This window comes from Paenibacillus sp. FSL R10-2199 (assembly GCF_038000235.1).
GTDB lineage: Bacteria > Bacillota > Bacilli > Paenibacillales > Paenibacillaceae > Paenibacillus_AQ > Paenibacillus_AQ phytohabitans.
In genome coordinates, this window is the sequence record NZ_JBBOBO010000001.1 from 2,601,005 (window position 1) to 2,615,572 (window position 14,568).

Here is a 14,568-nt window from a genome sequence, read left to right on the forward strand (position 1 = left end):
GGTCTAAGAAATTAGAAGTGAAATTACACCGCCATTTTGCCGATATAGCTTGTGAATGATATTGTCCTCAATTAAAAGAAGGTATTCCCGCATATTTGGTGGTGTACTCATGAGCTTTCAGCTTGATATTAATACATTGTTGTACTTGTTCATCTTGGGGAACTTGTTTTCCGGACTGCTGATTACCTTCTACCGCTACCATTTCGCCAAGGATACCGCCTCGGTCCTTTTTATAACTGCAAAGTGGCTTCAGGTCGTCTTCTGGGGCTCTATTCTGCTATGGGATTATATTCCCCATTGGATCGCCATACCTCTAAGCAATGCGCTCATTCTGGCTGGAGGAGGTCTGGAAATTTCGGCCCTGCTGATGATGATGGGGATGATGGACCGTAAGGCGAAGCTCTATTATTCGGGGCTGGTTGCGGGCAGTGTTCTGAGCTTTTGTATCGTCGCCCTGTTCTTTAACCATGCGAACCTGCGGGTGGCCACGACCTCGCTATGGGTAATGCTGTTTGTGATCTACCCCGGGTACCGTTTGACGGCGGGGAAAGAACGTTCTCCGCTCCAGAAAATAATGGGTGGCGTATTTTATACCATTGCTGCCGTGATGCTGTTGCGGTCCTTTGTCGCGCTGATTCTGGAACCGGAGATGGGGCCGCTGACAGCTAATCCGGCACAGTATTTGTATTACCTGGGGATGTTTTTGATGCTGGTCGGGGGAATTGCGGCTTTCATCCTGCTCTCCAATGAGCATTCATATGAGAAGCTGAAGCGCATAGCCGCTTATGACAGCCTTACCGGAATCCTTGGCCGCAGGGCTTTTCTGATAGAGGCGGAGCTGAAGCTGGCGATGGCGGCAAGAAAGCGGGAATACTGCTCAATGCTGCTGCTGGATCTGGACCATTTCAAAATAGTGAATGATACATATGGACATGACAAAGGCGATGTAGTACTTCAGGATTTCGCGCTTACCATTGAGAGTCGGCTGGGAATCGGTGACTTGTTCGGCCGGGTTGGCGGCGAAGAATTCGCCATTATGCTCTATGGGCAGGATGCGGAGAACAGCAGCCGCAAGGCGGAAGAACTGCGCCAAGCCGTCAAGGAGGCTTCGGGAGACAGTCTTGCCGGCGGGTACACCGTAAGCATCGGAATGATTACAGTGCTTCCGGATCAGCAGACCGCCTTGAATACCCTGTACAAGCTTAGTGACAGAGCCCTGTATCAGGCGAAGCAGGACGGACGGGACCGTGTGGTCAGAGCCGGGTAAAAGAACGGGATTATACACATCATACATATGACATCGATGAGCAAGGGGGTGGACGCTATGGCTGCCAGTTTGGATTTCAAGACACTGCTGGCGTGTCTCTTTTTTGGTAATTTCTTTACGGTTATGCTCACTCTGGCTTACCGGTCGCGTTATCCGAAAGATGGTACATCCCTGCTGTTCCTGACCGCCAAAATTCTGCAGCTGGTGATTATGATCCTTCTGCTGTTAAGGGAATATCGTGAATTTAGGGTTGTGCTTCCATGCATTATGCTCTTGAATCTGGCCGGAGGAACCGCAGAGATCTTCGCGCTGCTCAAGATACTGGAGGCCTATTCCGAACGGATAAAACGGATTTATTATACACTAACCGGATGTGCCGCACTTGCTCTGCTCCTCCTGTATCTGCTGTCTCCGGACGTACCGCGGCTAATTGCAGCTGCCTCGCTTGCCGGGGCACTGCTGCTGATCTATCCTGCGTATATGCTATGCTGGAAAGTGAAAAAAACACCGCTTCAGGAAATTATGGGCTTGCTCTACGGAATTGTTATCCTCTCGATGCTCTGCAATGCAAGCAGACTGGTATATCCTCAGCCTGAGGGCTCACCCATTGGTGAGTGGATGCAAGTCTTTTTCTATATTGGAATATACCTGCTGATGTTTCTCGGAACCGCCGGCTTCATGCTGCTCTCCAGGGAGCAGTCCTATGCGGAACTGGAGCGTGCAGCCACATACGATGAGCTCACCGGCATTCTTAACCGCAGAGCCTTCGTGCTGCGTGCACGGCCCCTGATTGCTGCGGCTGCCAAGGAGATGGCGCCCTTCTCTTTCCTGCTGCTGGATGTGGACCACTTCAAACAGGTGAATGATACTTATGGCCATGACACGGGGGACAAGGTGCTGCGCGACTTTGCCCGCAGAATTGAGCGCCAGCTTGGCAACGGGGACCTGTTCGGACGGTTCGGCGGCGAAGAATTCGCTGTGCTGCTGCACCGGGCGGATGAGGAAGCGAGTGGGGAAGTGGCTGAGCGGCTTCGCCGGTCCGTGCTGGACGCCACCATTGATGGGATAACGCTCTCGTATACAGTGAGCATCGGTCTGATTACGATCGTCTCGGGCGAGCGCGTCCCGCTCAATACCTTGTACAAGCTGAGCGATACCGCCCTGTACCAGGCGAAGCAGCGCGGACGCAATTGTGTGGTCCGCAGCCACGGCCATGCAGCGAGGGAGCTTGAAGTACATTCCTGAATGTACTGACCATAAGTCTAAACTGCAATTTAAATAAAATCACAAAAATCAGGAAAAACAGCGCTTCTCCTTTTACTGGAGCAGCGCTGTTTTTGTGTCCGGGCTTCGTGAAATGACAGTTTTTTGAAATTATTTTTGCATTAGCCAAGAAACGACAAAACTCCGCAGAACTTTGGGGTAATATATGCTAGATACCTGGCACTGCCAGACACAGACAGATAAATGGAGAGTAGGAGAAGAAGCCATGAGGGAAAAATTGCTGTTCATATCTGCAGAGAATCCATTTCCGCAGGATAGCGGTGGCAAGCTGAGAACGGGCAATATTCTGAATATTTTACTCGCCAAATACGATGTGGATCTCTTAACGTATTCAGGTTCCAAAGATACGGAGGCCATACCGTCCCTTACCGTGCATGAGGTGAAGCGCACAATGAATTACCGCAAGGCGATGCTTCGCTCCTTGTACAAATGGCGCAATTGCTCTTATATGAGCCATGTAGATGTGGATATGAAAGAGAAGATTACAGAGCTCTGCATACAGCATGCGTACAGCCATGTTTTTATTTCGCACAGTCTGCTCGGCTGCTGCATTGACATTGTGCGCCGTTCCCTGCCTGGCACTGTTATAATCACGGACGCGCATAACTTCGAGAGCGGATTGTCTGCACAGCTTGCCCGCAGGAAGAGGGGGATCGCCAAACTCTTTTATTCCCTTAATGCGGTATGGACGCGCAGAGATGAGCTTAAGCTGATGGACAAGACCAATCTGCTGCTTACAACATCCGAACAGGACGGGCTGAGCTTTAAGGCACTTTCTTTTAAAAATTCTTTCAAGGTCCACGTAATCCCTAACTTCATCCGTATGGGCGATTATCGGACAAATACGCTTTTTCCGAAAGAGCCGTGGATTATTCTTCCGGGCAATATGAACTACTTCCCGAACATTAATGCAGCTACCTATTTCTACCGTCAGATCTATCCGCTTATCAAAGCCAAGGTTCCGGGCATCAAATGGTATATCGTCGGCCGGGATGTGCATCCGGAAGTTGCCGCTCTGGCGGACCAGGACCCTTCCATCATCATCACCGGATATGTGGACAGTGTGGCGGACTATATACGGAAGGCGCAGGTTGTGATTGCCCCTCTGCAGGAGGGCAGCGGAACACGCCTGAAGATACTGGAGGCCTGGGCGCTCAAGACTCCTGTCGTTTCAAGCACCAAAGGAGCAGAAGGGCTGCTGTATGAGCATTCCGCGAATATTATGATTGCCGATGATCCGGTTACGTTTGCCGAAAGCGTGACTCAATTACTTCAGGATCACGAAAAGGGAGTAGTGCTTGCGGACCGTGCCTACCAGACCCTGCTGGCTAACTATGAGGCGGAAAGTGTCCGGGAAAAGCTGCTAAGTCTTGTCTAATTGTAAGGGGAATACAAAAAAATATTATTTCATCCCATAAATCGACAATCTTTTTCCGGGAACTGCGTTACTATTGATCTACATCTAAAGATTCATAAATGAAGGCTGGATGTAATCCGGCCTATTTTTCTTTGTATACAATAATAACCATTTACATAGAACCAAGGAGCTATAGCCATGAGAGAGAAAATGCTGTTCCTATCAGCCCAGAGTCGTTATCCCGAAGATTTAGAAGGAGAAATAAGAACAGAGAATTTTCTTGATATTCTGCTGGAGCGGTTTGATATTGATCTGCTCGAGTATTGTCATTGCCGCCGGGAGCCAGCGGTAGAGTCTGGACCTGCGCTTACGGTGCACCAGGTGAAGAGGTCTTCTGCTTCACAGAGGTCACTGCTGCACCCGCTGAACAAGCTACGCTCACATTCTCCGCTGATCGGTACTGACAAGTCTTTGCGGGCGGAAATCACAGAAATGTGCCGCTTGAATACATACAGTCATGTGTTTATTTCGTATTATATGCTGAGTAATTGCCTGGATATTGTAGCCTCAATGCTTCCGGAGGCCGTCATCATTACAGATGCCCACCGTTTCGGGAGCAGAATGCTGGAGAATAGGGCAGCCGGCAAACGCGGAATTAGCAAAAGCTATCATAAGCTGAATGCCGCACTGATCCGCCGGGAAGAGCGCCGATTAATGAACAAGACCAGTCTGCTGCTGACCGCTACAGAATGGGATGCCCTTTCTTTTAAGGCATTATCCTTTGCGGATGCAGGCAAGGTGCATGTAATTCCGCCTTACATTGACCTGAAGGAGCCTGCTTATGCCTCCGGTGAGACCGTAATCAAGGAGAAATCCATAGTCCTTCATTGGAATATGAATACCGGCCAGGGCAAGAATGTGGCTTTATTGTTCTTAAAGAAGATATACCCGCTGGTCAAAGCTGAGGTGCCGGATTTCCGGTGCTATATGATTAGCGATAAAGTACATCCGGAGGTTGCCGCCTTGGCCCGCAATGATGCTTCTATTGAAATTGTCAGGGAATTTGAACATACAGCCGATTACATCCGGCGGGCCAGCGCCGTGGTAGCTTCTTTGCGCGAAGGCTGCGGGGGGCAGATTAAGATCCTGGAAGCCTGGGCGCTGCGGACGCCGGTCGTGTGCAGCTTGAGCGGTTCGGAGGAATTAATCTGTGAGACGGGACGGGATATTCTGCTCGCAGGCACGAGTGCAGTCTTTGCCGGCCAGCTGGTGAAGCTGCTGACAACGCCTGAGCTGGGCTCCATTATTGCGGATCAGGCTTACCGGACACTGCTCAAGCATTACGCGGCGGAAGGGGTCAGGGAGAAAGTACTTAGTTTGGTGTAAATATATTAAAATAGCATATCCATCTCACATCTATCATATATTTCAGTATAGAACTGAAGATAGCGAGGTGGGAGCATTGAATAGCGGAAGAATGACATTCCGGTTTGATGGGGAGACGGCAGAACGTAAGGCGGAAATGGCAGACCGCCGTATAGGAAGAGAACCTGTTAGAGCCTTGGAGGTTGAGGACAGGGAACAGCGTGAGGAGATCAGAACGGCCCCGAATCTCCGTGCAGATGAATATATAGTTGATCTGGAGCGGGTGGAAATCCCCCGTGCAGCTGAAGTATCTTATATGAAATCCTCTGGTCCGCGCCGCCGCAACTGGGATGATTCAGATGGAGAGTATGATACTGGACAGTATTCATATCTCCCAGACTCAAGTACGCGCACAATTCCAGTTTATGCGGAGGTTTACAGGGACGATGATAATGCACCACCAGGTGAGCACTACCCGCTGTTTGAGGATGAGCGGGGCGCTGAGCAGGAACGGTTCGGGCAGTTCAGCACACACGGGAATCTGTATGGAGGCTCCTACCATACCCGCCGCCCTTCTTATTGGTGGAAGTTCGCTTTGTCAGTAGCAGGAGCATTAGGCACAGGAATCCTGCTCGGCTATGCAGCGCTGTCCTTCATCAGTGGCGGAGGGACGGGCACCGGGAATGGAAGCGGCAGTTCCGCTGTTCAGACGGGGATCGTTCAGAGCCAGAATGACACTGGCGGGGGAGCGGAAGCAGATATCACAGGCGTGCCGGTTGAAGGAACCGGTGAAGCGGTGGCAGTGCATGTTCCGGTACAGATTGCGGCGCAGAGCTATTATCTGCTCCAATACGGCGTATTCAGCACACCGGCTGGTGCTGCGCAGGCTCAGCAGGAGCTGCTTGCCGCAGGGCTTGCCGCAGGTCTGGACCCAGCGGACGGCAACCGGGTGTATGCCGGGATGTCGCCTGAGCGCGAGCAGGCCAAGCTGCTCAGCAGCGGTCTGAAGAATCAGGGCATAGAGCTGTATGTAAGGGAGGTGGCCTTGCCCGCTGTGGATCAGGTCAGCTATAACGGAACGGCGGAAGCAGTGGACAGCTATTTTGCAGTCAGCAGCCAGTTGTTGAGTGAGCTGAGCGGCCTGTCTGCTTCGCTGCTGAGCGGTATGGCCAGCGGTACAGACAGCTCAGCGGTAAGTGATCTTCATATGCAGTGGACCGAAACCGTCAAGCAGCTCGAGTCCGGGCTGTCTCCGGAAGGGAAGAGTATTGCCACCGGGCTGGAGAAATCCATGAGCCGGGGAATATCCGCACTGAACGAGTACGGCAAGAATAAGGCAGAGGGCCTGCTCTGGGAAGTGCAGGAGGCTATGATGAGCTTTTTGACCGGCCAGAAAAGTCTGCTGTCTGCGATAAGCTGAACGTTCACCCCATTGAATAAGATGTTGCCCATCCCCCGTACCGGCTGTTTGCCGGACGGGGGATTGCTGTGTTTCTCGCCAGTATAGCTGCTGCATGATAAATCAGTTGCCTATTGTGCCGGAGTCGGATAATGTTAGTGGACCACACCCGGCGGAGACTGGTGAAATCGGGCTTTATGCGGCACGGCTGTGGTAAACATTCCCTGAACGGATTTTGCGTTTGTATTGAACTCCGTTTCACCGTATAATAATTAGGGTGTCAAAAAATGGCGAGGGAAGACCAAAATGAAGAAGAAAAATGTAGGAACACTGCTGTTATTTCTAATTCTGGGCTGGCTGGCCGGAGCATGGATTGCCAAGCTGCTGGAACCTGTAAAAGCTCTGTCTTTTCTTACAACCTCGACTGTACTCAAGTGGTCGCCGCAAGCTGATTTGGACATCATAACCTATGACATCACTATCCATTTGAAATTGTGCCTGCTCAGTCTTGCCGGAATGATAACAGCTGTATGGCTGTACCGCAGACTGTAGCGTTCGCTGCCGGCATCTAGAAGGGACGTTTATTACAGTGGAGCATAACAACACGCGACACATTATTCTTGCTTCGGGTTCGCCGCGGCGGCGTGAACTGTTAGCCTCGCTTGGCCTGCCTTTCGAGGTTCTGGTCAGTGATGCTGATGAGAGTACGCCGCCGGAATGGACGCCTGAGACCATCGTGCGTAATCTGGCGGTGCGCAAAGCGGAGGCAGTACTCCCTGCAGCCGGAGACCGGGATGCTGTTATTGTCGGCAGCGACACGATTGTCGTGCTTGACGACAAGGTGCTCGGCAAGCCGGTGGACGAGCAGGACAGCGCTAAGATGCTGGCCATGCTGCAGGGAAGGACACATCAGGTATATACCGGGGTGGCCTGTATCGGTCTCGCAGAGGGTCGGACCCTGGTAGATCACAGGGTAACCTCTGTAACTATGAGAGCAATGAGCGAAGATGAAATCTGCGCCTACATAGCGACCGGGGAGCCTGCCGACAAAGCCGGCTCTTATGCAATACAAGGGCTTGGTGCCACCCTGGTGGACGAAATTGAAGGCTGTTATTTTAACGTGGTCGGTCTGCCGTTGTCGCTGCTAAGCGGCATGTTGTCCGGGTTCGGCATTTCTGTACTGAACCGGCAAGGATAGCAGGAAGAAAGAGGGTTAGGGATGGAGTCGCAAACATTTATGCTGCGTGACCTCCCCCATGAAGAACGACCACGAGAGCGCATGATGCATTATGGGGCGGAATCATTAAGTCAGGCGGAGCTGCTGGCAATTCTGCTGCGCACAGGTGCGCAGAGTGAATCGGCTATTCATATCGCCCAGCGGTTGCTGGGGATTACAGGCGGCCTCCGCGGGCTGGCGGACCTGAGCATTGAAGAACTGACAACAATCAAAGGCATTGGCCCTGCCAAGGCCGTGCAACTGAAAGCAGGCATAGAGCTGGGAAGACGGATGGCGAACTCCCGGCTTACAGAACCGGTTATCATCCGCAGTCCCCAGGACGCGGCGGAGATTCTGACCGAGCAGCTGCGTTATTTGCAGAAGGAGCATTTTATCTGCTTGTTTCTGAATACGAAGAATCATGTTATTGCGCAGGAAACATTGTCCATGGGCAGCCTTAACGCCTCCATTGTGCATCCCCGCGAGGTGTTCCGGGCAGCCATGAAATGCAGCAGCGCAGCTATTATATGCGCACATAATCATCCGAGCGGTGATCCGACGCCAAGTCCTGAAGACATCTCCTTGACCTCAAGGCTGATACAGGCAGGTGAAATTGTCGGCATCGACGTGCTGGATCACCTGGTCATTGGTGACAGCAGCTTTGTAAGTTTGAAAGAAAAAGGTTATATGTAATACAATTGTCTAGATCCACAAGGAAAAGGAGCATACAAGATGTTAGGTGGTTTTACGAAAGATTTAGGAATTGACTTGGGGACAGCGAATACGCTTGTCTACGTGCGCGGTAAAGGGATTGTTGTAAGAGAGCCTTCCGTGGTAGCCATTAATACTGATACTAAGACGATTGAAGCTGTAGGTGAGTCCGCCAAAAAAATGATCGGACGCACACCGGGCAACATTCGTGCCATTCGTCCGATGAAGGACGGGGTCATTGCCGATTTTGATACTACGGCAACAATGATCAAATATTTTATCCGCCAGGCACAGAAGCAGCGCTCGATGTTCCAGCGCCACCCGAATGTCATGGTCTGTGTACCATCCGGAATTACGGCTGTTGAACAACGCGCCGTTGAAGATGCAACGAAGCAGGCGGGAGCGCGTGAGGCCTATATCATTGAAGAGCCTTTTGCCGCTGCCATCGGAGCAGATCTCCCGGTATGGGAACCTACAGGAAGCATGGTTGTGGATATCGGCGGCGGAACTACCGAAGTGGCGGTCATCTCACTCGGCGGTATCGTAACAAGCCGTTCTGTCCGCGTAGCCGGCGATGAAGCGGATGAATCCATCATCCAATATATCAAACGCCAGTATAATCTCATGATCGGGGAACGCACTTCGGAGCAGCTGAAGATGGATGTGGGTTCTGCTCTGCCGCTCGAGAAAGCCGAAACTATGGAAATCCGCGGCCGCGATCTGGTAACGGGACTTCCTAAGACGCTGACTATTACCTCTGATGAGATCTGTGAAGCTTTGTCGGATACAGTGAATGCTATTGTTGAAGCTGTAAAAGTAACGCTGGAGAAATGTCCGCCTGAGCTTGCTGCCGACATTATGGACCGCGGTATTGTGCTTACAGGCGGCGGTGCGCTTTTGCGTAACCTGGACAAGCTGCTGGCGCGTGAGACCGGAATGCCGGTTATCGTTGCCGAGAATCCGCTGGACTGTGTAGCTATTGGTACAGGCAAGGCACTCGAGAATATTCATTTGTTCAAGAGCCGCAGCAGTTCGAGTCTCCGTTCCAAACGCTAGGACAATTCTGACCTGTGAACGTCAACCCCTGATGTGGGAGAAATTCGGTTGTTAGAGGGTGTTGAAACTGTTTAAGCTGTTTAATAATAAACGTTTATTTATATTGCTGATTACACTGGTCATGTTTATCGTGGTGATGGGCTTCAGCCTGGGACAGAGAAAAAACTTGTCCTGGCCGGAGAATTTCCTCAGAGATACGACCGGATTCGTGCAGAATTTGTTCTACAAGCCCGCTGGATACGTAGCGGGCTTGTTCCAAGATATCGGGAACCTGCATGATCTGGCTGAAGAGAATAAGCAGCTCAAAATCCTGGCAGCGCAATACGCCCGGGATAAGGCGCAGTATAACTTCATCGAAGCAGAGAACGTACGTCTTATGGATCTTAATGAATTCACGGAAGCTCAGAAGCTGATCTATCACTACGAATACCATATTGCTCAGGTGCTTAGCCTAAACGCAGAACCGGGCAATAGTACTCTTGTGATCAATTTGGGTTCTAAAGACGGTGTGAAGTTGAACATGTCTGTCATTTCCGTTGATGGCCTAGTGGGGGTAGTCAGCAACGTCAGTAACTTCACCTCAACCGTGAAACTGATGACAATGATGGATATCAATGATCCCAACTCGCAGCCGCCTATTGCTGCAACTGCCCTGGGCAAGGAAGGCAAAATCTTCGGGATGATCGAGAGCTACGACCACCAGACTGGGATGCTGATGATGAACAAGATCCCAGCAGGCAGTCCGCTTGTTGAGGGAGACACTATCATTTCTTCCGGAATCGGTGGCCTCTATCCGCGTGGTCTGACCATCGGGACCGTTGAGAGTGTCAAGATAGGAGAGTTTGGATTAACTTCAACTGCGATCGTGAAGCCTCTGGCCGGATTCCAAGACTGGAAGGAACTGATTGTTGTCTTTACGGAGGAGCGTGTAGAATAGTGAATATGCGCAGATCCGTGCTTGTTTTATTGCTGTTACTCTTATTTATCCTTGAAGACACTATTCTCCCCTGGCTGATTCCGAATGCCTGGGAGATGCGGATTATCCCTGATCTCGTGTTCATAGTAATCCTGTTTGTGACGGTATACCATCACCGGCATACGGCACTTATTCTTGGCTTATCCTTCGGAATGCTGCATGATGTGGTGTTCTATGGCCGCATTCTTGGGGCACATTCTTTTGCAATGGGCTTATCCGCATATCTGATTGGTCTGATATTCCAGATTCCGCGTGCACCGCTGCCGCTGATGATGACGGTGGTGCTGCTGGGCAGCCTGCTGGAGGACAGCATGCTTTTTGCCATTTACAGTGTCTTTAATCTGAGTAAAGAACCCTATAACTGGGCGCTCCTGCACCATATGCTGCCTACTATGCTGTTTCATTTTGCTATCGGCTTGCTTCTCTACATCCCGCTCCGGCGTCAGCTGGAGCTGCTGAAGAAAGAGACCCGCAAAGAAGAAGCTGCTTAAGCCGCTGCTGCATTTTCTTATCCCATAAAGAAGGAATTTGCCCGGCCCGGCACGAATGAATGAGGATGGGGGGACAGGCATATGACAGTTAAATCCAAGCATGTAAGGATTAAGGGCATCAAGGATGGCCTGGTATTCCTGCTAGACGACAAGTGTCCCTTTGAAGATCTCTTAAGCGAGCTTCGCTATAAGCTGGAGCACAGCCATCAAAATATTCTGACCGGACCGATTGTGCATGTGGACATCAAGCTGGGCAACCGTCCTGTTACCGAAGAAGATAAAGAGGCAGTTCTGGATATCCTCAAGAGCCAAGGGAATTTATTAATCCGTTCCGTTGAAGCCTTGGAGGACCCTGAAGAGAAGGATACGGAAGCATTATTTATGATGAGCGGAATGCTCCGTTCCGGCCAGGTACTGCATCATGAGGGCAATCTGCTGTTTCTCGGCGATGTGAATCCGGGGGGAACCATTACCTGCTCGGGGGATATCTATATTCTTGGAGCGCTTAAAGGGATGGCACACGCCGGAATCAACGGCAATCAGGAAGCGATTATTGCGGCTTCGCTGCTGGCTCCTACCCAGCTCCGGATTGCTGATATTATCAGCAGGCCGCCGGACGAATGGGGAACCCGGGAGAGCAGCATGGAATTTGCCTATTTATCAGACGGTGCTATGCAAATCGACAAAATTCATAATATAGTCAAATTACGTCAGGATTTAAATGTGTTTAAAGGGGTGTAGCCTCCATGGGAGAAGCGATTGTCGTAACCTCGGGCAAAGGCGGAGTTGGCAAAACAACCACAACAGCCAACATTGGGACCGCGCTTGCATTGCAGGGCAAAAAAGTATGTCTGGTCGATACTGACATTGGACTGCGGAATCTGGATGTAGTCATGGGGCTGGAGAACCGGATCATTTACGATCTTGTGGATGTGGCGGAAGGCCGCTGCCGTCTGAATCAGGCGCTGGTCAAAGACAAGCGTTTTGAAGAGCTGTATATGCTGCCTGCAGCCCAGACCAAAGACAAGACCTCCGTCACACCGGAGCAGGTCAAGGATATTATTCTTGAACTCAAGAAGGAATACGAATATATTCTGATCGATTGTCCGGCCGGGATTGAACACGGCTTCCGCAATGCCATTGCAGGGGCCGACAAAGCTATTGTGGTCACTACTCCGGAGCATGCTGCGGTGCGGGATGCGGACCGGATCATCGGTCTGCTGGAGCAGTCACATGTGGAATCGCCGAAGCTGGTGGTCAACCGTATCCGTCCGGGTATGGTGAGATCCGGCGATATGCTGGATATCGAGGATATTCTGCAGGTGCTCAATATTGATCTGATCGGGATTGTACCTGATGATGAGCTGGTCATCAAGGCGGCGAACAGCGGTGAACCTACCGTGATGAATCCGAATTCTTCAGCAGCAATTGCTTACCGCAATATTGCCCGGCGTATTCTTGGCGATGCGGTGCCGTTGATGCAGCTGGACCAGAAACCGGGTGCTTTTAAGAAGTTCAAGAAATTTTTTGGAATGGGCTGAACCCTGGCCAGGCACTTGTTTATAGCGATCTTTCGTCTTGACCCGCCTGCTGAGAAATCCTTGGCGGGTTTTTTTGTGCGAATATACGGAGTAAGGCCGGTACAATCACTTACGCTTGGTAGTTATCTCCCCCCAGGGCTTGTTCTAAAGCAGCTTCCGCTACTCATAAAATGGAAGTAAAACAAGCCCGTCCGGAGGGATCAATATGGAATACGAGAGAGATATCAAAAATCGCCGTAAGAAACGTATACAGAGCTTATTAGAGGATCAGACCGAAGCCGGATCAGCGCCTGCGCTTTTCACGCTGCCTGACAACACTATCCCATTCAGGGAATGGGGGGCGGCTCCCCGAAATGAATTCACTGCTTCAACGGAACCTGATCCTGAGGTAATGTGGAAGAAGCAGCGCAGCAGCTGGGAGGACGAAGGCGGGGATGGGCCGGGCTTTGGCGCAGGTTTCATGCGGAGGACGATAGCCAGCCTGCTGGTCTTCGGAGCGGTGTGGGGAATCTTCGCAGTGAGTGAGCCGTGGGCCGTGAAGTCGCAGTATTTCATCACTGGCGCCCTCAGTAATGATATGGATTTCGCTGCAGTGCAGGTGTGGTATGAGGAGCATTTCAATGGAGCCCCTTCGTTCATTCCGATCTTCGGAGATAAAGAGGTGCCGGCAGAGAAGGTGACAGCAGTTCATGAACTGAGCGCCCCCTTGGAGGGAAGCATTGTGCGTCCCTTTGCCGCGTCCCTTAAGGGGGTCGAAGTGATACCGGCAGATGATTCAGGCTCGAGTGTCACAGTAGAAAGTGTAGATACGGGCCGCGTATTGTCCGTGTCCAAAGAAGCACAGGGAGGCATCCGGATCACCGTCCGCCATACCGGAAATATAACGGCGGAATACGGCCATTTGAGCGGGACGCGGCTCGCGGTGGATGACTGGGTACAGAGCGGAGATGCAGTAGGCTGGATTCAGGGGACAGAGGATGCACAGATTCCGATGCTTTTTTTTGCGATTATGAAAGACAAGTCTTATATTGATCCTGCTGAAGTGGTATCGTTTGATTAGGATCTTCGGTATTGAGCTGTCTCTGCATCCGCTCTTCGTGCTGATTCTGTTTTTCTCCGTGCTTACCGGACAGTTCCTTGAAATTATTACTCTGTTTTCAATTGTATTTATCCATGAACTCGGACATGTATGTGCGGCACTATTGACCGGGGTTACCGTCAAGTCCGTGCAGCTGCTGCCGTTCGGGGGAGTTGCGGTCATTGAGGATCATGGACGGCTAACAGCCGGACGTGAAATGGGGATTGCCGTTGCCGGACCGCTTCAGAACGGGATTATGATCCTGCTGGCGCTGGCGCTCAAGCAAGCGGAGTATGGCAGCAGTGCTTATCTGGATTATTTCATCGGGGCCAATGCCATGATCGCGCTGTTCAATCTGCTGCCGGTGCTTCCGCTCGACGGAGGCAAAATCCTGCAGGCAGCTCTAAGCCTGCTGCTTCCGTATTATTACACCCTGCTGTGGATCGGCAGAGTCAGTATTGCGGCCAGTCTGCTTGTTGTGGTGTTCGCCCTGCTTCCGCTGGGAACCGGCGGCGGACTCCGTCTTAACCTGCTGATGATTGGTGCCTTTCTGCTCTATTCCAATGTAACGGACCAGCGCAACCTGCCTTACCGGTTTGTTGCCTTTTTGATGAACAGGGAACAGATCTATGAGCGGTACCTGCAGTCGGAGAGCTTTGCCCGGCCAATAGTTGCGTTCTCTGCGAAACCTTTGGATGATATATTGCGTCTATTTAAACGTAACCATTATCATTTTATCTATGTAATGAACGATGACAGGGATATAGTGGCTGTTCTCCCTGAGCAGCGTCTGATTTCTTCTTATTTCGGAATATAAAGCTAGAATG

The 14,568-nt window shown here is 51.2% G+C and carries 15 protein-coding genes; all 15 read left to right on the plus strand.

The features are described 5' to 3' along the window. The first annotated feature begins 109 nt into the window (after positions 1-109). The 15 genes from NYE33_RS11390 (at position 110) to NYE33_RS11460 (ending at position 14,558) form a co-directional block, all read left to right on the plus strand. Positions 110-1,267 (plus strand): GGDEF domain-containing protein, encoded by a 1,158-nt coding sequence (locus NYE33_RS11390; protein WP_341065855.1) that lies wholly within the window; start codon positions 110-112, stop codon positions 1,265-1,267. Between the two features lie 57 nt (positions 1,268-1,324). Then, a complete protein-coding gene (locus NYE33_RS11395) occupies positions 1,325-2,512 on the plus strand; it encodes a GGDEF domain-containing protein (protein WP_341065858.1) in 1,188 nt (395 codons plus the stop codon). Positions 2,513-2,756: 244 nt separating this feature from the next. After that, positions 2,757-3,929, plus strand: coding sequence for a glycosyltransferase family 4 protein (locus NYE33_RS11400; RefSeq protein ID WP_341065861.1), 1,173 nt, complete (start codon positions 2,757-2,759; stop codon positions 3,927-3,929). A gap of 177 nt (positions 3,930-4,106) precedes the next feature. Beyond that, a complete protein-coding gene (locus NYE33_RS11405; protein ID WP_076247802.1) occupies positions 4,107-5,294 on the plus strand; it encodes a glycosyltransferase in 1,188 nt (395 codons plus the stop codon). A 76-nt stretch (positions 5,295-5,370) separates the two neighbouring features. Beyond that, positions 5,371-6,693 carry a hypothetical protein gene (locus NYE33_RS11410; RefSeq protein ID WP_340942953.1) on the plus strand — a complete coding sequence of 441 codons (1,323 nt, stop codon included), beginning with the start codon at positions 5,371-5,373 and terminating at the stop codon, positions 6,691-6,693. A 285-nt stretch (positions 6,694-6,978) separates the two neighbouring features. Next, entirely contained in the window at positions 6,979-7,224 is a 246-nt protein-coding gene (locus NYE33_RS11415) for a DUF4321 domain-containing protein (RefSeq protein ID WP_039300531.1), read from the plus strand. Between the two features lie 37 nt (positions 7,225-7,261). Further along, complete coding sequence (locus NYE33_RS11420) at positions 7,262-7,870, plus strand: Maf family protein (RefSeq protein ID WP_042139589.1); 609 nt, start codon at positions 7,262-7,264, stop codon at positions 7,868-7,870. A 21-nt stretch (positions 7,871-7,891) separates the two neighbouring features. After that, positions 7,892-8,581, plus strand: coding sequence for a RadC family protein (radC, locus tag NYE33_RS11425; protein WP_042139588.1), 690 nt, complete (start codon positions 7,892-7,894; stop codon positions 8,579-8,581). 39 nt (positions 8,582-8,620) lie between these two features. Further along, positions 8,621-9,655: a rod shape-determining protein gene (locus NYE33_RS11430; RefSeq protein WP_039300524.1), complete on the plus strand. Its 1,035-nt coding sequence runs from the start codon at positions 8,621-8,623 to the stop codon at positions 9,653-9,655. Between the two features lie 58 nt (positions 9,656-9,713). Continuing rightward, positions 9,714-10,592, plus strand: a complete 879-nt coding sequence (gene mreC / locus NYE33_RS11435) for a rod shape-determining protein MreC (protein ID WP_341065863.1) — start codon at positions 9,714-9,716, stop codon at positions 10,590-10,592. Next, positions 10,592-11,122 carry a rod shape-determining protein MreD gene (gene mreD, locus NYE33_RS11440; RefSeq protein ID WP_081956655.1) on the plus strand — a complete coding sequence of 177 codons (531 nt, stop codon included), beginning with the start codon at positions 10,592-10,594 and terminating at the stop codon, positions 11,120-11,122. The genes mreC and mreD overlap by 1 nt, the downstream gene beginning before the upstream one ends. An 81-nt stretch (positions 11,123-11,203) precedes the next feature. Next, positions 11,204-11,863 (plus strand): septum site-determining protein MinC, encoded by a 660-nt coding sequence (gene minC / locus NYE33_RS11445; protein WP_042139585.1) that lies wholly within the window; start codon positions 11,204-11,206, stop codon positions 11,861-11,863. Between the two features lie 5 nt (positions 11,864-11,868). Further along, the gene (gene minD / locus NYE33_RS11450; RefSeq protein ID WP_042139584.1) at positions 11,869-12,663 is read left to right on the plus strand and encodes a septum site-determining protein MinD; all 795 of its coding nucleotides are present in this window, start codon (positions 11,869-11,871) and stop codon (positions 12,661-12,663) included. A gap of 205 nt (positions 12,664-12,868) precedes the next feature. Beyond that, entirely contained in the window at positions 12,869-13,723 is an 855-nt protein-coding gene (locus NYE33_RS11455) for a M23 family metallopeptidase (RefSeq protein WP_341065866.1), read from the plus strand. Then, positions 13,716-14,558: a M50 family metallopeptidase gene (locus NYE33_RS11460; RefSeq protein ID WP_336101644.1), complete on the plus strand. Its 843-nt coding sequence runs from the start codon at positions 13,716-13,718 to the stop codon at positions 14,556-14,558. The genes NYE33_RS11455 and NYE33_RS11460 overlap by 8 nt, the downstream gene beginning before the upstream one ends. Positions 14,559-14,568: the final 10 nt, after the last annotated feature.

Excerpts from the sequence above, each read along its gene's own strand:
- NYE33_RS11390 (WP_341065855.1), top strand. The coding sequence starts at position 110 with ATGAGCTTTCAGCTTGATATTAATACATTGTTGTACTTGTTCATCTTG.
- NYE33_RS11395 (WP_341065858.1), top strand. The coding sequence starts at position 1,325 with ATGGCTGCCAGTTTGGATTTCAAGACACTGCTGGCGTGTCTCTTTTTT.
- NYE33_RS11400 (WP_341065861.1), top strand. The coding sequence starts at position 2,757 with ATGAGGGAAAAATTGCTGTTCATATCTGCAGAGAATCCATTTCCGCAG.
- NYE33_RS11405 (WP_076247802.1), top strand. The coding sequence starts at position 4,107 with ATGAGAGAGAAAATGCTGTTCCTATCAGCCCAGAGTCGTTATCCCGAA.
- NYE33_RS11415 (WP_039300531.1), top strand. The coding sequence starts at position 6,979 with ATGAAGAAGAAAAATGTAGGAACACTGCTGTTATTTCTAATTCTGGGC.
- radC (WP_042139588.1), top strand. The coding sequence starts at position 7,892 with ATGGAGTCGCAAACATTTATGCTGCGTGACCTCCCCCATGAAGAACGA.
- NYE33_RS11430 (WP_039300524.1), top strand. The coding sequence starts at position 8,621 with ATGTTAGGTGGTTTTACGAAAGATTTAGGAATTGACTTGGGGACAGCG.
- minC (WP_042139585.1), top strand. The coding sequence starts at position 11,204 with ATGACAGTTAAATCCAAGCATGTAAGGATTAAGGGCATCAAGGATGGC.
- minD (WP_042139584.1), top strand. The coding sequence starts at position 11,869 with ATGGGAGAAGCGATTGTCGTAACCTCGGGCAAAGGCGGAGTTGGCAAA.
- NYE33_RS11455 (WP_341065866.1), top strand. The coding sequence starts at position 12,869 with ATGGAATACGAGAGAGATATCAAAAATCGCCGTAAGAAACGTATACAG.